Below are 21,669 nucleotides of genomic sequence, written 5' to 3'. Positions count from 1 at the left end.
GGTATTATTCGTTGGGTTATACTTCGGTTTCCACTTACTCGATAAAACTGACACGAGCCGAACAGCCCTCAGTAATTCGCGTTTACTTTGCATGACAGTTTCCCATTCAACTTGCCACTGCATGAAGTTTTCGCTGATGCTGGGGGCGTTTTTTGTAACGTCCACAGCCAGTTTCGCCCAGAATATGCTGGGTATATCGACCAGCCGCCAGGGTGGTACCAATCGACTGTATATCAACCCGGCTTTAGCGGCCGATGCACAAAACCGGGTATATCTGAACGGGTTCGTGGCCAACCTGCACGTCGACAATAATTACGTTCGCTATCAGGCTCCGTTCTCACTACTTGGGTTGATAACCGGCACTGTACCCGATCAGTACCGGCGACCCGATGGATCGGTGCGCTTCGAGTCTGACTACACCAGCGAGAATCTGGACGGTCGACGCAAAAATGGTACGTTGTGGGGAGAGGTTCGGGGGCCTTCTCTGTTGGTCAAAACCAATGAAGGCAGTGCTTTTGCCGTAACCACCCGTTTTCGGGCCATTGGGCAGGTGACGGGCGCGTCGCAGTCGCTGCTCTCCGCAATCCGGGCGGGATTGGAAGACGGTGCCCTGTATGGCATACCGAGTAGCGATAACCAGTTTAGTGTCAATACCAGTACCTATTCGGAAGTTGGGCTTACCTACGCCGGTACGTTACTCGAAGCCGATGGTCGACGGCTGTTGCTGGGAGCTACGGCCAAGGTGTTGCTGGGATATAACGCACAAAGTCTAATTAACCGGGGGCTCGACTATCGCGTCATTGCCGATCCTGACCAGCCGAACAGCGCCATCCTGGAGGTCAACCGACTCGACGCTACGCTGAGCTACACGACCTTTTTGCAGAACCGCACGCTTACGCCCAGTACACTGCTGAGTCCATCGTCTCCGGGCCGCGGGTTCGGGCTCGATCTGGGGTTGACCTATATCAGCCAGTACGATACCGACAGTCCGGCCTGGCAGATTGGGCTGGCCCTGACCGACATCGGTAGCATACGCTACAAAGGCGAACAATACGATTATTCGTCGGTTCAGCAACAGCCCGTGCAGTTTAGAAGCAGCGACTTCAATAACACGGCCGGTACGCTGCAGATCGCGCGGATCATTCAGGATAAATTCAACACGGGCCGTAGTCCAGACCAGAATCAGTTTCGTACGGGGCTGCCTACGTCGCTCAACCTCACCTGGGATTATCAGAGCCCGCGGGGCGCCGGGCTGAACATTACGTATTTTCAGGATGTCCGGTCTGCCGGTGCGCAGTCGGTACACCAGCCTTCGCTGCTGGCGATTACTCCCCGCTATGACACCCGTCTGGTGAGTGTAGCGTTGCCGGTGCTCTATCTAAACCGGGGGCTGATGGCGGGCGCGTCGCTGCGGGTTGGCCCAGCCTGGCTGGGTACTGACAATTTTCTGGGGCTGGTCGGGAACGGATCGAACGGAATCCGGCCCCGTGGGCTTGATGTCTACGGCGGTGTTGCCTTCGGCATTGGCCGGACCGACGAAGACTGAAACCTCTCCTGGTTGATTAGTTTGCTTAGAATTGCGTAAATTTGATCAAATAGCGATGTTTTAACGCCATTTGATGGGTCACGCATGACCGAGCGAGCCACATTTTTTGAAACGCCCCTTCTCTACCTCAAAGGCTTAGGACCGCAGCGCACAGAACTCCTCAATAAAGAGTTGAATCTGTTTACCTACGGTGACCTGATCCAGTACTACCCCTTTCGGTATGATGACCGGTCGCGGTATTATACCATCAGCGAACTGATGGACTCGATGCCGTCGGCGCAGGTGCGCGGTCGGCTTCGCGACTGGTACCTGGAGGGGGAGGGCCCCAAAAAACGGCTGGTAGCCAATTTTACCGATGGCACCGGCAGCATGACACTGGTATGGTTTCAGGGGATCACCTACATCGAAAAGACACTCCGGCGCAATGGCGAGTACATTGCCTACGGGAAACCGCAGTCATTCAGCGGGCAGTTCAGTATTGTACACCCCGAACTCGACAACCTGGCCACGGGCGGTGAACATGAGGCCGGATTTTTTCCGGTATACAACCTTACCGATAAACTGCGGAAGCGGCACATCGACAGTAAGCTGATCGGGAAAATGATGCGGATCCTGCTGGAACAGGCCTGGCCGCATATCCATGAAACCTTACCCGAAGAGCTGATTCAGAAATACCGGCTCATCGGCAAGCGGGAAGCACTCTGGAATATTCATCTGCCTCAGAACCAGGGCTGGCTCAAACAAGCCCAACGGCGGCTCAAGTTTGAGGAGTTATTCTACAATCAACTGCGGCTGATTAAAAATAAGCTGATTCAGAAAGAGGAATTCCCCGGTCAGATTTTCAGGGACACCACGCTGATGAAGCATTTCTACAATGAACTGTTACCGTTCGAACTGACCGGGGCGCAGCAGCGGGTGATTCGGGAAATCTACGCTGATTTTCTGACCGGAAAACAGATGAATCGGCTGTTGCAGGGTGACGTAGGAAGCGGCAAAACTATTGTAGCGTTCATTGCCTGTCTGATGGCGATTGGTAATGGCGCGCAGGCCTGCCTGATGGCACCCACCGAGATTCTGGCCGATCAGCACTACAACGGACTGAAGCCCTTTGCCGATGCCATGGGGCTTAACATTGGCATACTAACGGGTTCGACGAATAAAAAACGACGGGCTGTGCTGCACCAAGAGTTGCAGTCGGGCCAGATGCATATTCTGGTCGGGACCCACGCCCTCCTCGAAGACGTTGTTCAGTACAAAAATCTGGGGCTGTGTATTATCGATGAACAGCACCGCTTTGGGGTGGCGCAGCGGGCTAAACTCTGGCGAAAGAACGAAACGGTACCCCCGCATATTCTGGTTATGACGGCCACGCCTATTCCGCGTACGCTGGCCATGACCCTATACGGTAACCTCGACGTGTCGGTGATCGACGAGCTGCCGAAAGGACGTAAACCGATAAAAACCGTTCATAAATTCGACAAGCACCGTGCCGAGGTATTCGGCTTCATGCGTCAGCAGCTGGAGCTGGGCCGGCAGGTGTACGTGGTTTACCCGCTGATCGAAGAATCGGAAAAGCTGGACTACAAAGACCTTATGGACGGCTTCGAGAGTATGCAGCGGGCTTTTCCCCGGCCAACCTATGAGATCGGCATTCTGCACGGCAAGATGCTGCCGTACGAGAAAGACGACGAGATGAAACGGTTTCTGAACCGCGAAACCCAGATCATGGTAGCCACTACGGTTATCGAAGTAGGGGTAAACGTGCCGAACGCCAGCGTTATGGTCATCGAAAGTGCCGAGCGGTTTGGCCTTTCGCAGCTGCACCAGCTGCGCGGACGGGTTGGCCGGGGCGCCGATCAGTCGTACTGTATCATGATGACCGGCTACAAGCTCAGTACCGACACCCGAACCCGGTTGGAAACCATGGTGCGGACCAATAACGGTTTCGAAATTGCGGATGTGGACCTGCAACTGCGCGGCCCCGGCGACCTGACCGGTACGCAACAAAGCGGGGTGATGGATCTGATGATTGCCGATCTGGCCAAAGACGGGGCCATTCTGGCCGTTGCCCGGGAGTCGGCACAGGCTATTCTGCAGGACGATCCGGAACTGGTGTTGCCCCAGCATGCGCCTATTCGAAATCATATCGAGAGCCTCCGCAAGACGGAGAGTAACTGGGGGCGAATTTCCTGATGGTATACTGATCCGCATAAAAAAGCCCAACCAGAATGTCTGGTTGGGCTTTTTGCAGAAAGTGACGTCTACCAGCCTGTGTTCTGCTTCACACCGCTGTTCGTGTTGACTTCGACGAAGGGCAGGGGCAACAGCCGGAATTTGTCGCCCGAGACCGTGCGTCCGGCGTATTTCTGAATCAGCTCGTTGGTTTTGCCAAAGCGACGGGCGTGGTTAAAGGCCCAGCCTTCGCCGGCAAATTCCTTCATCCACTCGTTGAAAATAGCTTCCCGCAGCGCATCTTTCGACAAACCAGCCAGCGGAGCCAGACCGGCCCGCGCCCGAACCGCGTTGATGCCCATGTAAGCATCGCCCGTGGCGCCGGCGTTAACCGCTTCAGAATGAGCCAGGTAGGCATCGGCCAGCCGCAGCAGCACGAAATTCTTCTCGGTCCTGTTCCAGCCACCCGTGTTATACTCAATGAACTTGTTGAAAATTACGTTGTTAAACGACCGCTCCGGGCTGCCGGGGGCTACGAAGGGCGACCGGGCCGTGGGGCTGTAGCGAACTACCTGCCCATTGGCGTTCTTCGACCGATACTGGGTCATGAACGTGGCCGGAATCCGTTTGTCCGTTGCGTCGAACGACTCGCGGAAGGGGATGGCTCCTACAATCCAGGCATCGGCCCAGCCAGCGGCTGTTACGTTATCGCCCGGGGTTAGTGCGGTCGGATCGCCACCGTCCCAGTCAGACGGGGTGAAGTGCGCGTGCATATTGTTATACAGCGCACCAGCTGTGGCCAGGAAGCTCTGTTGAATTTCGAACAGGCGTTCTCCCTTGTTCTTATTGGCAACATCGAAATTGTTGGCAAACTCCGTAAACAGCTTCAGGCCGCTCTGGTCGATGACCTCCTTGGCTTTATCGGCCGCGAGCTGGTAGTTCTTGTTTTCCAGATACACCTTTGCCAGCAACGTCTTGGCAGCCCAGCGGGTGGGTTTGCCCGATCCGTCGGCGGTAGCAGTCAGGTCGGCTTCGGCGGCCTTGAGGTCGGCAACCATCAGGTCGAGCGCTTTCTGTTTACCCCCTTCGTTCGACTGGTAAGAGCCGAGTTCGGTTGTGGGCTTATCCAGTACCGGAATGTTCTCGAAGAACACGAACAGCTGGTAGTAGTAGAAAGCCCGAAGGAATTTAGCTTCGGCCAGTACCGCTTTGCGCTCGGCATCGGTCATGCTTGCCCCAGGCGCTCGTTCAATTACCGCGTTGGTGCGGTTGATACCCCGGTAGTTTTGTGCCCAGTACGTACCGATGTAGTCATCGGATGGTGCATAGCCGCCCTGTTTGTAATACTGGGGGCCTTTCTCATAGCCTGTCTGAATGCCGAGTGCGCAGTCAAATACCGAGCGGTTGTAATAGGTGTTGAACCACTCGTTGTTCAGTTCGCGATAGGCTGCATTCAGCGCCGACTGAATATCGCTGGTGTTGCGGTAAAAGCTCGAGGGACTGACAAAGTCGGGCTGTTCGGTCAGGTCTTTGCAACCAAACTCGGTTAGCGCCAGACCACCGGTCAGGGCCGTCATGAGCAAAATTCGGGATGTAATACGATTCATGGTCATGTCTGTTTATGAAATCTGGTTATAAGCCAATTTGCAGACCCAAGGTGAGTGTACGTGGACGCGGGTAGGCATCGTAGTCGTCGCCCCGGTTCAGGCTGCTCTGACCCTGGTTGTTGACTTCGGGGTCGAAGCCGCGATACTTGGTAATCAGGAACACGTTTTGGCCGCTTACGTAAATGCGGGCGTTGCGAATCGATTTAATCTGCGGCAACCGGTAGCCCAGCGAGATATTCTGCAGGCGGATGAACGAGCCATCTTCAATGAAGAAGTCGGACCGGCGGAAGTAGTTGGCAAAGTCGCGGGTGGCGTCAATGACCGGGCGGGTTGCGTTCGGATTTTCGGGCGTCCAGGAGGTTGTCAGGATGTCATAAGCCTGGTTGTAGTTACCCACGCCATCGGCCATCTCGGACTGCTGCAGGTTCCGGACTTTGTTACCCTGAGTGCCGCGCAGGAACAGGTTCAGGTCGAACGCGCCATAGGTCAGGTTCGTGTTGAAACCCCAGATCATTTTCGGGTTCGGGTTGCCCAGGTAAGTCCGGTCGGCCTGCGTGATGGTACCGTCGCCGTTAACGTCCTGGTAGCGCGGATAGCCGGGCTTATCGCCGACGATACTTGGGCTGCTGGCAATCTCCTGGGTGCTCTGGAACAGACCAATGTAGTGGTAGCCATACCACGATCCAATCGCCAGACCGGGTGCAACGTAGCTGCCATCAACACCCAAGTGGCCACTGGGGCTACCGGCGTAGAAAGGAGCGCTGGGTCCTATGTCAAGAATTTTGTTGTCGACAAAAGACACGTTGGCTGTGGCATCCCAGCGCAGCTTCCGGTTATTGATGATGACGCCGTTCAGCGCCAGTTCAAACCCGGTGTTTCTGAGCGAGCCCGCATTCTGGAACGAGGTGCTGAAACCCGTACTGGTTGGCAGGGCTACATCGAGCAGCAGGTCGGTGGTTTTGTTGTAGAAGTAATCGGCCGTTACGTTGAGCCGGTTGCTGAACAGACCCAGGTCAAGACCTACGTTGAACATCGCCGTTGTTTCCCACTTCAGGTTGGGGTTCGCCACCCGTGATTCGGCCAGACCCGGCAGCAGACCCGAGCCACCCAGGTAGTTCGTGGTGCTCAGCGCAGCCAGTGAGCGGTAGGTCGGAATGTTCGAGTTACCCGTAATACCGTAGCTGGCTCGTAGTTTGGCTTCGCTAACGGCTTTGATGTCCTGCATGAACGATTCGTCTTTGATCCGCCAGCCGAGGGCTACCGATGGGAAATTAGCCCACTTGTTGTTCTCACCAAACCGGCTCGAACCGTCCCGGCGCAGCGTCAGCGTGAACAGGTAGCGACCCAGCAGGTTGTAGTTGACCCGGGCCAGGAACGACTTCAGCGCCCAGGTATCGCGGTACGAGTATGGAATCTGGGGCCGGAGACCATCCTGCAGGCGAGCCGTCTGGAAGTCATCGACCGTAAAGCCCTGGGTAGAGGTACCAAAACGCTGGTTGTTGTCGGTCTGGTAGGTATAGCCGACCAGTGCGTCGATAGTCTGATTTTCGCCCAGCTGCCGGTTGTAAGACAGAATGTTCTCATTGAGGAAGTTCAGCACATACCGCGACTCTTTGCCCAGCGAACCGCCCGAATTGCGCCCGTCGACGGTTTGCAGGTTATAGAACGTTGTCCGGTTGGTGTTGACCACGTCGAAACCAATGCTGGAGCGGAGCGATAACCCTTTGGCCAGTTCAGCCTGCACGTAGTTGTTCGACAGAATACGGTTCTGAACGTCGGCATCAACCGGTTCCAGCACCTGAGCCAGCGGGTTCGTCAGGAAACGGCCATCGTAAGAAACGAGGTCGTAGCCGCCACTCGCGTTATACACCGGACCCAGGGGCGATTGGCCGAGGGCGGTGATAATGGCCGAGCCACCCGGGCCGCCCCGGTCAGTGGCTACGGCGTTTGATCCCGACCGGGAGAAGGTAGTGCTCGTACCGACGCGCATCTTGTCGTTCAGAAAGCGCGAATCGACGTTCAGGCGCAGGCTATACCGTTCGAAATAGGAGTTTTTCACCACCCCATCGTTCCGGAAATAGCCACCTGCCACGGCAAACTGCGTTTTTTCGTTACCGCCCGACAGCGTCAGGTTATGATTGGCGATGGCACCGGCACGGGTGATCTCGTTCATCCAGTTGGTGCCTTCGCCGTACTGCTCCGGATTGGGGTAGGGGATCGTCTGGTTCCGCGACAGGGCCCGCAGGTTCTGATAACGGGCGTAGTCAGCCGCGTTCAGCACTTTCACCTCCCGGGCAATGCTTTGTACGGATTGCGACCCGTCATAATCGATGCGGGTAGAACCGGCTTTACCACGCTTCGTCGTGATCAGTACGACCCCGTTAGCTCCGCGCGATCCATAAATGGAGGTGGCCGATGCGTCTTTCAGGATCTCGACCGACTCGATATCGGACGGGTTAATCGATGCCAGTGCGTTGGTCGGCTGTCGGTTACCCCCGGCGCTTAGCGCACCATTGTCGGGATAGATCGGAAAACCGTCGATGACGTACAGCGGTTCGGAGCCAGCGTTGATGGAGTTTGCCCCCCGGATACGAACCGTTACCCCGCCACCCGGCGCGCCCGATGCCTGGGTAACGTTGATTCCCGTAGCGCGCGCCGACAGGGCCTGGTCGACCGAGGCAATCGGAAACGCTTTGAGTTCTTTGCTACCGACTGAAGCGACAGAACCGGTCAGGTCGCTTTTCTTTACAGTACCGTAGCCGATCACGATCACCTCGCTGAGCGCTTTGGTGTCGTTCTGGAGCGTTACGGTCAGGTTCGACCGGTTGTTGACCGGCACTTCCTGACTCAGGTAACCAATGTACGAGAAAACCAGCGTACCCCGGCCATCGGGAATCGTGAGCGAAAAGCGTCCTTCGGCGTTCGTAGTAGTTCCCTGAGAGGTGCCCTTAAGCAGAATGTTTACACCGGGTAGTGCGTTACCCTGATCATCGTTGACCTGGCCGGATACCGTGACGGCAACCTGCCGGTTAATGCTTGGCGTATCGGCCAACCCTACCGCTGGTAGCATGACAAAGGTGCTACTCAGTAACATGCCGCCAGTCACCCAGCAGCGATGTATAGTGTTCTTCATAAAAGGATTATTTTGGTACTACACACATAAAGGTCAATAAGAAGTTATTATAATGATAGCTATGATATAATATAAAGAAAAATTTTAAATATTCGCTCCAACCGCAACAGAATCAATAGGCTATAAACCCATAAGTAGTAATACTAATAAGCCAGAACAGCTTGTTGAGTAGTTTAATTTTACCCGAAATATCTCCCCAGTGCCAATTATGGGGTTAAACGTAACCCGGTAGAAAGGTAATACAGTCCCGGCTAGGCCCTGTCTGGCTATGATACTTTGTCAGCGCCAGATGTCTTCTTTAGTCCTACCTGTGGTTATTCTGGATTATCGTTGCGCTGGCCCCCCGTCTCCCAAGAAGACGGGGGAGACTATTGACTCAATTGTGCCAGGGTTTTACTCAAAGCTGACATAGCTTACTGGGCGTAAGACGGACCTTTGATTCGACCAACGCGGATAGTCCGCCAGTCGATACCCACCAACCGGTTTCTGTCCCATGAAAACGTCACTCCACTCCGCCACCCGCTTACTGGTCAGTGTAATCGCCCTCACAACGCTGCTTCAGCTTGCCGGTTGTCAGGAACCCGATGTTAAACCACGGGTAAATCAACCCGCCCAAACCAATGCACCCCGATCGATGCCCAAACCCGCGGCCGTAGAGATGGACAGTGTTGGTAACAATTTGCCCTACATGGAGCCACAGCAATGAGTGTCATTTATTCAGCCCCTTCTGATTAGCTGGTCAGAGACGAGTCTGAATGTTTGGCCGAGCCAGATAGCCAGTTAATTATTTTGCCAATGGGGGACTGGCTAAAAACACAAAATTCCCGCCAACGAAACGTCCGGGGGATTACAGCAGGCATTTGTCATAAAACCCCGGTACTGAATTAACTTTGGTCGGTAAAACGTGGGCCGGACTTGTCAGACCCGGCCCGCTCTGTAAGCCTGCCTATGCACACGGTTTTTTCGGTTGTCGAGAATGGATTGATTACCAGCGATCGGTACGGCACTGATACCAGCGACGAGATACAGGTATTGCCCGACTCCGCCTTTCAGGCGCTTCGACAACTGGCGTTTAGTGATAACGAGACGGATCTGCTATTGACCCTGACCGTTAAAAAAGGGCAGGAATACGTCCGTTTTAGAAATTACGTTGGTCTGCTGGGGCTGGCCGATGGTACGCAGCTGGAAATTCTGCCCAAAATTGGGGCGCCTGCCGAGTCGCGAACCACACTGCTGACCATGCTGCGCCACCTGCGCAACAGTCCGTTTCGAACCTTGCCCAACGCCCGAACGGGGCCTTCGCGGTTACCGCTCTGGGAGGTGTTCATTGCCGCTTTCCTGGATGCCCTGGTCCCGCTGATGCGGCAGGGAATACAACAGGCGTATGTGTCGGTCGAGGCCAGCGAACGATTCTGGAAGGGTAAGTTTCAGGCCACCCGCCAGCAACGCGACAATGCGCACCACGCCGAACGGCTGGCAGTCTGTTACGATGCGCTGACGATCAATATACCCCCGAACCGGGTTCTCAAATCGGCCCTGCTGTTTCTGAATGAGCGCTCTGCCAACGCAACGAACCGGCAGCGTCTCGGGCAGATGCTCCACGCGCTGGCCGATGTACCAGCGTCCGACTCGGTTGCCGCCGACCGCATCGCCAGCCGCCGGACTAACCGGCTGTTTGTGCGGTACGAACCCGCGCTGCGCTGGGCGGTAGCGCTGCTCGGCCACCGGGCCTTTGGCGTTCGGCAGGGCGAAGTTACCGAGCAGTCGCTGCTGTTTCCGATGGAGCGGGTGTTTGAAGATTACGTCGCCTACGGCATTCGAACCTACTGGCCAAACGAAGGTGTCGTATCGGTGCAGGAGTCATCGGCGCATCTGGTCGATGAACACGTCGGTTCTCCTAAATTTAAACTGCGCCCCGATATTCTGATTCGGCAGCATGGGCGGACGCTGCTGCTGGATACAAAATGGAAATCCGTGAACGGTCAGGAGCGGGGGCAGGGTAACTACGGCATCGAGCAAGCGGATCTGTACCAGCTCTTTGCGTACGGGAAAAAGTACGCAGCCGACGATCTGTTTCTAATCTACCCGACCAACGAGACCTTCCGGCAGCCCCTGGCGCAGTTTGGCTACGATGCGTCAACCCGCCTGCATGTGATCCCTTTCGACCCGTCGCAGCCGCTGGCATCAGAAGTAGAAAAACTGGCGAAATACGCTTTATCCTGACAAAACCTGCCGCTCATGCCCCTGCTTCTAACATTTATCGGTATTCTGGCCCTTGTTTTCCTGATTGCCGTTGTTAACCTCGATACGTTCATTTCCTTCGTTCTGGTTTCATTGGGTATAGGGCTGGCGTCGGGGATGAGTATTACGGCCGTGGGCAAATCGATACAGACCGGCATCGGCAGCACCCTGGGCGACCTGGTTCTGATCATTGGTTTCGGGGCTATGCTGGGGCGTCTGGTGGCCGAAAGCGGAGCGGCCCGGCGCATTACCAATGTACTGATTGGCTGGTTCGGCATAAAAAACATCCGCTGGGGGCTGGCGCTGGCGGGCTTTATCATCGGCATTCCGTTGTTTTACAATGCCGGCTTTATCATTGTCGTTCCGCTGATCTTTACCATTGCGGCTTCGTCGGGGCTGCCCTTGCTGACGGTGGCCATACCAATGCTGTCGGCGCTGTCAGTGGCGCATGGTTACCTGCCTCCACACCCCTCACCGGCGGCTATTGCGGGTCAGCTAAACGCCAATATTGGCCGTACCCTACTCTACGGAATTATCGTGGCAACGCCCGCTATCGTTATTGCGGGGCCTATATTCGGTAAAACCCTGGGCCGGTTTCAGCCCAAACCCGACCGGGAGCTGTTCAACATTCGAGAAGTCCCCGTTACCAATCTGCCGGGGGCCGGCATCAGCTTTTTTGTGGCCCTGCTGCCGGTCGTGATACTAACGCTTTTCGGTCCGCTCAAAGGGATGCTTACCGAAGGAACGGTGCTGCACGGCATTGTGGCGCTGATGGCCGAGCCCTACGTGGGTATGCTGGTTTCGGTTCTGGTGGCGGTCTACGCGCTGGGGCTCCGGCCCGACGAAACGGGTAAGCGACCCACCATGAAAGCGGTCATGAAAGACCTCGAAGAAGCCATTAAGGCGGCATCGCCCATATTGCTGGTCATTGCCGGAGCGGGGGCGCTGAAGCAGATTTTCAACGACTCCGGTACAAGCCTGTACATCGGTGCCCAGCTGGCTGGGGTCAATATGTCGCCGTTGCTGCTGGGCTGGGGTATGGCGGCCGTAATTCGCGTTTGTGTGGGGTCGGCCACGGTAGCGGGTCTGACAACGGTCGGCATTATTCTGCCCCTGATTCAGTCGCAGCACGTCAATCCTGAGCTGATGGTGTTGGCGATCGGGTCAGGAAGCCTGATGCTGTCGCACATCAACGACCCGGGTTTCTGGCTCTTCAAAGAGTATTTTAACCTTAGCATCAACGATACCCTTCGCACCTGGAGTGTCATGGAGTCGCTGGTTTCGATCATCGGCCTGCTCGGCGTTCTGGCGCTTAACCTGGTGGTATAAGCGGTCGTCAGAAAAAAAGTTGTTTCTCCCTACAATATAAATGCCCCCGCTGCGACTACCCCTCTAGAGCAGCCTGGGCCGGATTGAGCAAAACAGCCCGATCCAGTCGGTACCGTAAGCCAGCCGTGTCCGGTTGCTCTGAACAAATCACTAAATCAGACAACGACATGAGAATTTGGCGAGTAGCGGGCGTAGTCCTGTTGGCCGGAATGGCCCTTTTTTTACTATCTCTTCTGATTAAGCTCCTGCTGGTAGCTGCGGCTGCTTTCCTGGTGGTACGGGTAGTAGGCGGCTTACTAGCGAGTCAGTTTACCCATTCGACCGAGCGGGTGGGCTGGCATTCACCCACTATCATATCCATCGATAATCCAGCCTATCGCTCACCCATGAGCCGGGTCACGTATGACCGGGTAATCCCGATTCACTAATCGGACCATTGCCGATAGTACAGTGTAAATACAAGACTAAAACACACAACCATGTATCATAAACACGCATTTCAGTCAGACTACAAAGGCCGTTGCGGAGGCTGGGGCCGCAGTAAATTTAACGAAGCCTGGGGCCGGGGTCGGTTCAGTGGCTTTGGCTGGCGGCCGGGCAGCAGTCAGCCGCCGGTCAACATCGAAGAAACCGACGACGCGTTCGTTATTTCGCTCTACGCGGCCGGTCTGAAAAAAGAGACCGTTGCGCTGACGGTGAAAGAGGATGTATTGCAGATCAGCTATCCCGGTACCGGTGCTGACAATGCCGAATCTGGTTATACCTACCAGGAGTACCGACAGGGCGCTTTCGAACGGTCATTCCGATTAAATGGCAAGGTGCTGACAGAGGCCATTTCGGCGTCGTATGCCGATGGTATCCTGAAGGTGACGCTGCCCAAAAATCCGGAAACGAACCAGCCCGCCCAGACGATTACAGTAGGGTAATGCGCTAAGCAGTCCCGCGAAGGGCCAGATCGTAGCTTCGGTCTGGCTCTTTTGGTATGGGTCAGGCCAGCGATCAGGCTAAACGGTTTAATTGGGCAGCGTCGCTTCCAATATTTCCGGATGCCTTAGCTGGCAGGAAGGCAGAAACGCGGACGATAGCCAGGTGAATGAAGTCAGGTATTAGCAGGAGATGATTACAGAAAATGTAGAGGGTGGAAGAGGCTGTTACGGGTAGTGAACCGGGGCGATGAGCTTTAGTCAGCATGACAACTTTCTTCCGCCTTTCATTTATCAGTCTGCTTGTCGGACTTCTGGCCATGACTGCGGCCAAACCCAAACGTGTGGTGTTTTTTGGCGATTCAATTACCCAGGCTGGAATAAAGCCAGGGGGGTACATTGATCGGTTGAAATCGATGGTGCCGGCTGATCAGTATGAGTTGGTTGGCGCCGGCATTGGCGGTAACAAGATCTACGACCTGTTTCTTCGCATGGACGAAGACGTGCTGGCCAAGCAACCCGATGTAGTCGTCATTTGGGTAGGGGTCAACGACGTATGGCACAAAGCGACCTCAGGTACGGGCACCGACCCCGATAAGTTTGTGCGCTTCTACGAGGCCGTAGTGAAAAAGTTTCAGGCCGCCAACGTGCGCGTGGTGCTGTGCACGCCAGCGGCTATCGGCGAAAAAAACGACATGACCAACCAGCAGGACGGCGACCTGAACCAATACAGCCAGTTTATCCGCGATCTGGCCAAACGGCAGAATCTGCCCCTGGTTGATTTGCGGAAAGCATTCCAGGACTACAACCTGAAAAACAACCCCGAAAACAAAGACCGTGGCATCTTAACGGCGGATCGGGTCCACCTCAACGAAGCCGGCAATCAGTTTGTAGCCGATCAGATGAAGTCCGTTCTGCTCCAGGTCAAATAGCCAGTGGATCGTCAAAACTTAATAATGCGCAGGATGAGGTCGCGCGTGCCCGGCGGAGCTGCCAGTGAGCCACTCGGCTCGGCCGATCCGCTCTTGAGTACCTGGCCCGTTTCGGCGTCGGCCCACTCGGCATGATAGTCACCTTTGGGCAGGTTCACCTGCAGCAGGAATGAATTGGGCGAAAACGGCTCGGCATAAATCAGCCAGCCGTTTTTGCCATTTTTGAGCGTCTGGGTAACCGCCCCCGGCGACGCTTTGACGAAGGTTGGATCGGGGCTGAGTTGGGTCAGATCGAACCGGTCCAGGTAGCGTTTCATGGCACCGAGTTGCCGGCGCAGGGCCGGGCTGCCGCCACCGGGGGTGGTGCTGCGCCGGTAGGTAGTATCCTGACCAATTTCGCCCCCTACGCTGAACGAATAATCGAGGTGGTTGAACAGCCCCCCGCCCGCCATCAGAAACCGCCAGGCCTGACGCCGGTAGGTCCGGTCAGCCTGTCCCGCAAAGCCCGTTTCGTTAAAGCCAATGACCCGGTTCAGGGCGTAATTGTCCGTAACGGCTTCGGGCAGCGCGTAGTGAAACGTATAAATCGAAACATTGGGGTCGAGGTCGAGAATGGGGTAGCGAAAATTGCTGACATTCTGCGAGATCAGGTGATTCTGTAACAGGTTCTCTTCTTCGCTCACAATCCATGACGCTACCCGCCGTTGCCACTGCAACGACGCCTGACTGCTCACTTCGAGTGTCGCTCGCCAGTCGCGTTTACCATCCGGGCTGGTGTGGTACTCGTTGCGGGTCAGCACCGTGTCTTTCAGGTCGGCCCAGGGTTCGTTCTGGATCTCATAGTAGAGGTTCCTGAAGCTGTTAAGTTCCCGGACCAGTTTCCGAACGTACTGCTCCTGGTATTTCAGCAGGTTCCCGTTCTGCAGGGTGTTGGCCTGAAGGGGGCGGATAGCATCGGTCTGGTTGATGTTGTTGGCCGGATTGAACGGACTATAGGGCCAGCCGGTACCATAATATGAGGAGAAAAGGGTTACCTCGACAATGATGCCCAGCTGCTGCGCCCGGCTCATAAAGTCCCGAAGCCGCTCAAAATAGGCCTCATCCCACCGGCTCAGGTCAAACTTATTCCCTCCCAGCGCGTACCCAGACTGTTCTGAACGCGCCCAGGGTAAAATCAGTCGGCCCGACCGGGGAGCCAGGGTATTTTTCTGAATGCCAAAGTCGCCCTGCTTTTCAACATAAGCTCCTGTAAACAGCCGGGTGTTGTTAAGGCCGTCGGCTGCCAGCGTGGCGAGATAAGTCTTATAGTCGAAATCCAAGTTAACGACGGCGCCGTAGTGTTCACCCGATCCAACCAGCAGGGTGGGTTTTCCGTCGTACTGGAAATAGTGTGGATTTTCGGGGAGAAGCTGGAGCGGCTGGGCCGTTACCCCTACAGCGGAGAACAGTATACAGCAGATTGCCGAAACAAGGCGCATATCGTAGTTTGAGAATTTTGGGGCAAACTAAGGACTTTCTCGCAAAACAGCCCCACAACTTACCGTACGAGCCTCGCCGAACCAGGGCCTGCCAGGGGTGGGGCTGGCCAGCTAGTCACCAGCCGAGCCCCGCCCATTACTGTTTAGGGTAAGGCATAGGCCACATACTGATTGCCTTTTTTGGCGCCGAGCTTGGCCCCTCCGCAGGCAATGACTACGTACTGCCTGCCGTTGACCTGATAAGTAGCCGGGGTAGCAAAACCGGCTGCCGGTAATGTGGTTTCCCAAAGCAGCTTGCCGGTCTTCTTGTCGAAAGCCCGGAATTTCTCATCTTTCGTGGCGGCAATGAAAAGCAGGCCGCTGGCCGTGACCACCGGACCACCGTAGTTTTCGGTACCCGTTTGGGTTGCTTTGCCGGCTAAGGCCGAATCCTGGCCGAGGGGTATCTTCCAGAGGTATTCGCCGGTGTTTAAATTGATGGCGTTCAGCGTACCCCAGGGTGGCGCAATGGCTGGCAGCCCTTTGCTATCCTGAAATTTGATGTACCCCGTCACCTTGTAGGGCAAATACGGCTCTTTGACTTTGGCCGGATAGGGCGACCCGCCGGCTACTTCCTGCTTTTCATCGCCAAACAGGAATGATACCAACGCCTGCCGATCGGCCGCCGACAGGGCTGTAAAGCCGGGCATCATGCCTTTGCCATTGCTGATAATCTGGTTCACATAAGGCCGGTCGCGTCGCTGGCTAATATCGACCAGGGAGGGGTAGCCGCTGCGGGCGTTGCCTTTGCGCTCGGGGCCGTGGCAGCTAATGCAGTTCTGGGTGTAGATCCGTTGCCCGGGACTGAGATGCGCCAGCTCGTCGCTCTTGGGCGCATCGATCATCGTAAAAATCCAGGGTATATCGTTCGCGTTCACGTACAGGATGCCATCCGGATCAGCCGCTGCGCCCCCCCATTCGGCTCCCCCGTCGGTGCCCGGAAACATCAGACTACCTCGTTTGCTGATGGGTTCGAACGGCCGGCGACCCACAGAACGGAACACGCGCAGCAACGAATCACGGTCGGCGGAGTAAGGGTTGATGTCGGCTTCACTCATCTGTTGCCGGGCAAAGGGCGCGGGTTTCTGCGGAACAGGCTGCGTAGGCCAGGTCACTTCCCCGGGCAGGTCTGACTTGGGCACGGGAGTCTCCCGAATCGGGAAAAGCGGTTTTCCGGTTACCCGGTCGAAGACGAACACGTGGCCCGACTTGGTAACCTGAGCCACGGCGTCGATCTTTTTGCCGTTCTGTGTAACCGTAAGCAGGTTGGGGGGAGCCGGAAAGTCGCGATCCCAAAGGTCATGGTGTACAGCCTGAAAATGCCAGCGTCGCTTACCGGTTCGGGCGTCGAGGGCCAGCAGGCAGTTGGCAAACAGGTTCTGGCCTTTGCGATTGCCGCCGTAGAAATCATACGAGGCTGAGCCGGTGGGGACGTAGAGCAAGCCGCGCGGTCGGTCAATAGCCATTCCCGACCAGTTGTTGGCCCCGCCAACGTCGATATTGCGGTATGCTTCTTTGGGCCAGGTTTCGTACCCGTATTCGCCGGGATTGGGAATGGTGCGAAAGACCCAGGCCAGCCGACCCGTCCGCACGTTGAAGGCCTGAATGTAGCCCGGTGCCGCGTCGGGGCCTTCCGAGACCCGCGTGGGCATGATAATCAGGTCTTCGAACAGGGTGCCGGGGGTGTTCGAAATAATGAACTTGTCACGGGCCTGCTCGCCCAGACCCGCGTGCAGGTCGGCGGTTCCGTTATCGCCGAAACTCGGGATTGGTTTGCCGGTTCGGGCATCCAGCGCATACAGCTTTGGCCCGACGGTGTAGAGGATTCGTTTATCCGGTTCGCCGGTTTTGTCGGAAGATTGCCAGTACACGACCCCCCGGCTGGTGCTGTGCCATACTTTGAGGGGATCGCCAAATTTCCAGAGTTCTTTGCCGGTCGTAGCATCCAGCGCAAAGGCCTGTACGGTAGGTGTTACCCCGTATAGGACGCCGTCGACAATAATAGGGTTGGTTTGAATCTGGCCACTATCGGGTGTCGAGTACGTCCAGGCTACTTTCAACTGGCTGACGTTCTGCGGGCCGATCTGGGTCAGTGCCGAATAGTGGCTACGATCCGGGCCGCCCAGGTATTCGCCCCAGTTGGTGTAATCATTGGGTTTGGTATCGGTAGGGTTCCGGGTGAACTGTGCCCATCCCAAGGCCAGCACGGCGCCGGCTGCAATCGGTAGAAGAAGGCGTTTCATAAAGCGGTTACAGGAATAGTCCGCCAATTTATCGAATATCCGCGAACCACCGCTTTAACTTGTTGGGTGAGTAGCCCAGTCCCCACAAAAAGCCGATAGCCAGATAGATACCATTGGCCTTCCAGAAGCCCCACCGGGCGACTCGACGGTCCGACGACTCAACCAGCCGATTCACCTGGCGCACCCGGCCGTAGGGAACCAGCTTCAGCAACAAATCCGCTTCTTCCATAATGGGCATGCTGGCCGTATAGCCGCCAACGGTCATAAACTGATCCCGTCGGCAGAATATAACCTGATCGCCAAAGAGCAGGCGTGCCCCCCGAAAGAACAGGCGGGGCCTGAAGAGCAGCGGGGCGTAATAGGTCTTGATGTAGTTATGGAAGGACGTCAGCCAGCGGGTTGTATGCGCCCCCCGCATGATGGAAATAAACCCACCGGCTACCGTATCGGCGTCGGCCAATGTTTGCCGAATAACCTGGAGTGCATCATCGGGCAGGGCCGTATCGGCGTGTAGAAAGCACAAAATATCCCCAGTTGCTTTGGCCGCTCCCGCATTCATCTGGCTGGCGCGGCCCGGGAGTTTGGCGTGAACAATGCGCATCGATCGAAAACAGGGACTGGTAGCCTCCGCCAGCTGAATGGTCCGGTCGGTGCTGCCACCGTCAACGATGATAATTTCGAGCGGTTCGGGACATAGTCGTTGTAAGAGCCGCAACGTCCGGGGAAGCGCGTTTTCTTCGTTAAGGGTTGGAATGATGATCGACACTGTACGCATACGGGGAATAAACCAATCCGGCGAACGAGGGTTTTTTTAATGGATAATGAATGATAAAAAATGTATAATAAATAAGTAATTCATCATTCATCATTCATCATTCATCATTCATCATTCATCATTCATCATTCATCATTCATCATTCATGTTTCGTTTCCTGCCCAATGTGCTGCTGAAGCAGTTGTATACCCGTAAGAGTTTGCGTAATACGGCCACAGGGTTCACCTTTACCCTGAAAAACAGGCTGTCGGATGCCCAGTTTACGGGACTCGAACGGGCCAGAATAAACGGACGTGATTACCCGGCCAGCGCGTTCCTGCTGGAGACCGATGGGGGTGAAGAAGTGCTGGTAGACGCTATTTCGGCGGCAACGCCACTCGCGTTTCCGCTCCGGCGGTCAGTTCGTGTACGGGCCATCGCGCCCCCGCTCGAACCCGGTCAGCATATCCTCGAGATCACCCTCAAAACGCAGCCCTTTGGTACCATAACGCTAACCGTAGAAGACAACCTGCAAACCGAAACGCCCGAAGGCACGCAGCGGACCCAACCCGGTATTCCCCGCCATGCGGTTGATGATTACAACCCGCAGGCGGTTGCGGAGCGGCAGCAATTTCTGCGCGATTTCACCCAAACGAATCCGCAACACGTCATACAGCCCTCGTTTGAGCCGTCTGCCGTGAGGGGAAACTGCGAAAACTTTGTAGGCGTGGCGCAGGTGCCGATCGGGCTGGCCGGTCCGTTACGGGTTAACGGCGAGCACGCGCAGGGTGACTTCCTGATTCCGCTGGCTACTACCGAAGGAACGCTGGTGGCGAGCTATAACCGGGGTATCAAGCTCATCAACGGTAGTGGGGGCGTGTTATGTACCATTCAGGATGAGGCCATGCAGCGCGCCCCGGTTTTTCAGTTTGCCGATGCGCGTCAGGCCCGCTCGTTCGTTCGGTGGGTCGAGGCCCGGGAGCGTGATATTGCTGCCGAAGCCGAAACGACCTCGCGGTTTGCCCGGCTCACCTACGTAGACGCCTACCTGAACGGCCGGTTTGCATTTCTGCGTTTTGGCTATACAACAGGTGATGCGGCTGGGCAGAACATGGTCAGCAAAGCAACGCTGGCTGCCTGCAACTACATTCTACAGACCTACCCGGCGGCTGCGGCCATCGAGCACTTTTTCCTCGAATCGAATATGGCTACTGACAAAAAGCCATCGCAGCTGAACATGCTGCGCACCCGCGGCAAGCGCGTCACGGCCGAAATTCGCATCCCGCGCGAGCTGCTTATTCAGGAACTCCAGGTTGAACCTGAGCAACTGCTGCGGCACGCCCGGCTTGGTGACGTAGGGGCCCGCCTGGCCGGAACGAACAACAACGGCCTGCATTCGGTAAACGGACTGGCGGCTCTGTTCATCGCAACCGGCCAGGATGTTGCCTGCCTGGCCGAATCATCGGCGGCCATAACCTATTCCGAATTAACCCCCGAGGGTGATCTGTACGGGTCTGTCACCCTGCCGTCGCTGATCGTGGGGACCGTTGGTGGTGGTACGGGGCTACCTACGCAGCGGGAGTGTCTGGAGCTGATGGACTGCTATGGCGAAGGGAAAGCCAACAAACTGGCCGAGATCATGGCCGGGGTAGTCGCTGCCGGGGAGCTTTCACTGGCTTCGGCTATCTCCTCACTCGACTGGGTATCGAGTCATGACGCCACGCGGGCCTAAAAAAAAAGGCAAGCTGATGCTTGCCTTTTTTTAGCCGGGTCAGTGGAGCCAGCGGGTTAGTAGTTTTTGTCTGACGAGCCAAAATTGGTGAACCGGCTGTTGCCGGTGCCGCGGCTGGGGCGCTGCTCGGAACCATTCCGTTGCCGGCCCTGGCTGCTGCCGTTGCGGGCTTGTCCGCCTTTGGTGCCTTCGCTCCGGAACGAGTTGCCATTGCCCGACGAATTGGGTCGACCGCTGTTGCTGCGGTTTTGACCGTTCCCCGATGAGGCACTCGACATCCGACCGTTTCCGTTTTGGGGGCGGGCGTTGCCCTGCCGGTTGCCGCCACCGTTGCGACCCTGGCGTTGCGGTGGGGCCGGATTCACTTTAGTGGTGTCAATATCCAGTACATACGGATGTTCGTCGATAACCGGAACCTGCTTGCCGATCAGTTTGTGAATGTCGCGCAGAAACTCCGTTTCTTCCGCGTCGCAAAACGACAGGGCTATGCCGTCGTTTCCTGCCCGGCCGGTCCGGCCAATGCGGTGTACGTATGTTTCGGGAATGTTCGGCAGTTCGTAGTTGATCACGTGCGACAATTCGTCGACGTCGATACCGCGGGCCGCAATATCGGTTGCCACCAACACCCGCGTTTCGCGGGTTTTGAAGTTCGAGAGCGCCCGCTGACGGGCATTCTGCGACTTGTTACCGTGAATGGCTTCGGCTTTGATACCTACCCGAACCAAGTCTTTCACTACTTTATCAGCCCCGTGTTTGGTGCGGGCAAAAACCAGCGCCGACTTGATGCGCTGATCATCCAGGATATGAACCAGCAGTTTACGCTTATCTTCCTTGCTGACGAAATACATCGCCTGCTGAATGGTATCGGCCGTTGATGATACGGGGGTTACCTCAACTTTGGCGGGGTTATGCAGAATGGTATCGGCCAGTTTGGCTACATCGGTCGGCATGGTAGCCGAGAAAAACAGCGACTGACGACGTTCGGGTAGTTTAGCGATGACTTTCTTGACGTCATGAATAAAGCCCATGTCGAGCATCCGGTCGGCCTCGTCCAGCACGAAGAACTGTACATCGCGCAGATTGATAAAGCCCTGATTCATGAGGTCGAGCAAACGGCCCGGCGTAGCAATCAGAATATCCAGACCGGCTTTGATGGCGTTGACCTGGCTATGCTGGGATACACCCCCAAAAATAACGGCATGACGCAGGTTCAGGTGCCGCCCGTAGGCTGCGAAACTTTCGTCGATCTGAATAGCCAGCTCACGCGTTGGGGTAAGAACCAGCGTCTTGATGCGCCGGGGACCACCCGCACTTTTGCTCCGTTCTTCGTTAAGCAGTTGTAAGATCGGGATAGCGAAGGCGGCTGTTTTACCCGTACCTGTTTGTGCGCAGCCGAGGAGGTCGCGCCGACCGAGTAAAATAGGAATTGCCTGTTGCTGAATGGGAGTAGGGGTAGTGTATCCTTCTTCGGCAAGCGCCTTCTGGATTGGTTCAATCAGTGATAAATCGGAAAATTGCATGGGTAGGCTGGACGTCGATA

At 56.1% G+C, this 21,669-nt stretch carries 15 protein-coding genes; 9 read left to right on the top strand and 6 right to left on the bottom strand.

Annotated features, from left to right (window positions below):
* Positions 1-121: 121 nt before the first annotated feature.
* Together B1C80_RS04640 and recG are read left to right on the top strand one after the other, a co-directional pair.
* Positions 122-1,546 carry a DUF5723 family protein gene (locus B1C80_RS04640; protein ID WP_077919890.1) on the top strand — a complete coding sequence of 475 codons (1,425 nt, stop codon included), beginning with the start codon at positions 122-124 and terminating at the stop codon, positions 1,544-1,546.
* Positions 1,547-1,630: 84 nt separating this feature from the next.
* On the top strand, positions 1,631-3,739 hold the full coding sequence (recG, locus tag B1C80_RS04635; protein WP_077919889.1) for an ATP-dependent DNA helicase RecG: 2,109 nt from the start codon (positions 1,631-1,633) through the stop codon (positions 3,737-3,739).
* A 68-nt stretch (positions 3,740-3,807) separates the two neighbouring features.
* Here recG and B1C80_RS04630 read toward each other — a convergent pair whose 3' ends face one another.
* Positions 3,808-5,325, bottom strand: a complete 1,518-nt coding sequence (locus B1C80_RS04630) for a RagB/SusD family nutrient uptake outer membrane protein (RefSeq protein WP_161492714.1) — start codon at positions 5,323-5,325, stop codon at positions 3,808-3,810.
* 25 nt (positions 5,326-5,350) lie between these two features.
* Positions 5,351-8,458: a TonB-dependent receptor gene (locus B1C80_RS04625; RefSeq protein WP_077919887.1), complete on the bottom strand. Its 3,108-nt coding sequence runs from the start codon at positions 8,456-8,458 to the stop codon at positions 5,351-5,353.
* Between the two features lie 493 nt (positions 8,459-8,951).
* Here B1C80_RS04625 and B1C80_RS28055 point away from each other — a divergent pair, with 493 nt between their 5' ends.
* The 6 genes from B1C80_RS28055 to B1C80_RS04600 all read left to right on the top strand — a co-directional run bounded on the left by B1C80_RS28055 (position 8,952) and on the right by B1C80_RS04600 (position 13,883).
* Positions 8,952-9,164: a hypothetical protein gene (locus B1C80_RS28055; protein ID WP_139361585.1), complete on the top strand. Its 213-nt coding sequence runs from the start codon at positions 8,952-8,954 to the stop codon at positions 9,162-9,164.
* Between the two features lie 242 nt (positions 9,165-9,406).
* On the top strand, positions 9,407-10,681 hold the full coding sequence (locus B1C80_RS04620; RefSeq protein WP_077919886.1) for an McrC family protein: 1,275 nt from the start codon (positions 9,407-9,409) through the stop codon (positions 10,679-10,681).
* Between the two features lie 15 nt (positions 10,682-10,696).
* The gene (locus B1C80_RS04615; protein ID WP_077919885.1) at positions 10,697-12,028 is read left to right on the top strand and encodes a gluconate:H+ symporter; all 1,332 of its coding nucleotides are present in this window, start codon (positions 10,697-10,699) and stop codon (positions 12,026-12,028) included.
* A gap of 167 nt (positions 12,029-12,195) precedes the next feature.
* Positions 12,196-12,456, top strand: coding sequence for a hypothetical protein (locus B1C80_RS04610; RefSeq protein ID WP_077919884.1), 261 nt, complete (start codon positions 12,196-12,198; stop codon positions 12,454-12,456).
* 51 nt (positions 12,457-12,507) lie between these two features.
* Positions 12,508-12,954: an Hsp20/alpha crystallin family protein gene (locus B1C80_RS04605; RefSeq protein WP_077919883.1), complete on the top strand. Its 447-nt coding sequence runs from the start codon at positions 12,508-12,510 to the stop codon at positions 12,952-12,954.
* Positions 12,955-13,217: 263 nt separating this feature from the next.
* On the top strand, positions 13,218-13,883 hold the full coding sequence (locus B1C80_RS04600; RefSeq protein ID WP_077919882.1) for a GDSL-type esterase/lipase family protein: 666 nt from the start codon (positions 13,218-13,220) through the stop codon (positions 13,881-13,883).
* 11 nt (positions 13,884-13,894) lie between these two features.
* On the opposite strand, the gene B1C80_RS04595 is transcribed toward B1C80_RS04600, so the two are convergent.
* The 3 genes from B1C80_RS04595 to B1C80_RS04585 all read right to left on the bottom strand — a co-directional run bounded on the left by B1C80_RS04595 (position 13,895) and on the right by B1C80_RS04585 (position 18,418).
* Complete coding sequence (locus tag B1C80_RS04595; protein WP_077919881.1) at positions 13,895-15,361, bottom strand: hypothetical protein; 1,467 nt, start codon at positions 15,359-15,361, stop codon at positions 13,895-13,897.
* A 143-nt stretch (positions 15,362-15,504) separates the two neighbouring features.
* The gene (locus tag B1C80_RS04590; protein ID WP_077920094.1) at positions 15,505-17,643 is read right to left on the bottom strand and encodes a PQQ-binding-like beta-propeller repeat protein; all 2,139 of its coding nucleotides are present in this window, start codon (positions 17,641-17,643) and stop codon (positions 15,505-15,507) included.
* Positions 17,644-17,671: 28 nt separating this feature from the next.
* Positions 17,672-18,418 (bottom strand): TIGR04283 family arsenosugar biosynthesis glycosyltransferase, encoded by a 747-nt coding sequence (locus B1C80_RS04585; RefSeq protein WP_077919880.1) that lies wholly within the window; start codon positions 18,416-18,418, stop codon positions 17,672-17,674.
* Between the two features lie 145 nt (positions 18,419-18,563).
* Between B1C80_RS04585 and B1C80_RS04580 the strand changes: the two genes are divergently transcribed.
* A complete protein-coding gene (locus tag B1C80_RS04580) occupies positions 18,564-20,129 on the top strand; it encodes a hydroxymethylglutaryl-CoA reductase (protein WP_077919879.1) in 1,566 nt (521 codons plus the stop codon).
* 56 nt (positions 20,130-20,185) lie between these two features.
* On the opposite strand, the gene B1C80_RS04575 is transcribed toward B1C80_RS04580, so the two are convergent.
* Positions 20,186-21,649, bottom strand: a complete 1,464-nt coding sequence (locus B1C80_RS04575) for a DEAD/DEAH box helicase (protein WP_077919878.1) — start codon at positions 21,647-21,649, stop codon at positions 20,186-20,188.
* Positions 21,650-21,669: the final 20 nt, after the last annotated feature.

Source organism: Spirosoma sp. 209 (assembly GCF_002006735.1).
In the GTDB taxonomy this organism is placed as follows: Bacteria; Bacteroidota; Bacteroidia; order Cytophagales; family Spirosomataceae; genus Spirosoma; species Spirosoma sordidisoli.
This window is presented reverse-complemented; position numbering and strand designations above follow the sequence as displayed.

What these genes read in the sequence shown, in the direction of transcription:
- B1C80_RS04640 (WP_077919890.1), top strand. Translation starts at nt 122, where the DNA reads ATGAAGTTTTCGCTGATGCTGGGGGCGTTTTTTGTAACGTCCACAGCC.
- recG (WP_077919889.1), top strand. Translation starts at nt 1,631, where the DNA reads ATGACCGAGCGAGCCACATTTTTTGAAACGCCCCTTCTCTACCTCAAA.
- B1C80_RS04630 (WP_161492714.1), bottom strand. Translation starts at nt 5,325, where the DNA reads ATGAATCGTATTACATCCCGAATTTTGCTCATGACGGCCCTGACCGGT.
- B1C80_RS04625 (WP_077919887.1), bottom strand. Translation starts at nt 8,458, where the DNA reads ATGAAGAACACTATACATCGCTGCTGGGTGACTGGCGGCATGTTACTG.
- B1C80_RS28055 (WP_139361585.1), top strand. Translation starts at nt 8,952, where the DNA reads ATGAAAACGTCACTCCACTCCGCCACCCGCTTACTGGTCAGTGTAATC.
- B1C80_RS04620 (WP_077919886.1), top strand. Translation starts at nt 9,407, where the DNA reads ATGCACACGGTTTTTTCGGTTGTCGAGAATGGATTGATTACCAGCGAT.
- B1C80_RS04615 (WP_077919885.1), top strand. Translation starts at nt 10,697, where the DNA reads ATGCCCCTGCTTCTAACATTTATCGGTATTCTGGCCCTTGTTTTCCTG.
- B1C80_RS04610 (WP_077919884.1), top strand. Translation starts at nt 12,196, where the DNA reads ATGAGAATTTGGCGAGTAGCGGGCGTAGTCCTGTTGGCCGGAATGGCC.
- B1C80_RS04605 (WP_077919883.1), top strand. Translation starts at nt 12,508, where the DNA reads ATGTATCATAAACACGCATTTCAGTCAGACTACAAAGGCCGTTGCGGA.
- B1C80_RS04600 (WP_077919882.1), top strand. Translation starts at nt 13,218, where the DNA reads ATGACAACTTTCTTCCGCCTTTCATTTATCAGTCTGCTTGTCGGACTT.
- B1C80_RS04595 (WP_077919881.1), bottom strand. Translation starts at nt 15,361, where the DNA reads ATGCGCCTTGTTTCGGCAATCTGCTGTATACTGTTCTCCGCTGTAGGG.
- B1C80_RS04590 (WP_077920094.1), bottom strand. Translation starts at nt 17,643, where the DNA reads ATGAAACGCCTTCTTCTACCGATTGCAGCCGGCGCCGTGCTGGCCTTG.
- B1C80_RS04585 (WP_077919880.1), bottom strand. Translation starts at nt 18,418, where the DNA reads ATGCGTACAGTGTCGATCATCATTCCAACCCTTAACGAAGAAAACGCG.
- B1C80_RS04580 (WP_077919879.1), top strand. Translation starts at nt 18,564, where the DNA reads ATGTTTCGTTTCCTGCCCAATGTGCTGCTGAAGCAGTTGTATACCCGT.
- B1C80_RS04575 (WP_077919878.1), bottom strand. Translation starts at nt 21,649, where the DNA reads ATGCAATTTTCCGATTTATCACTGATTGAACCAATCCAGAAGGCGCTT.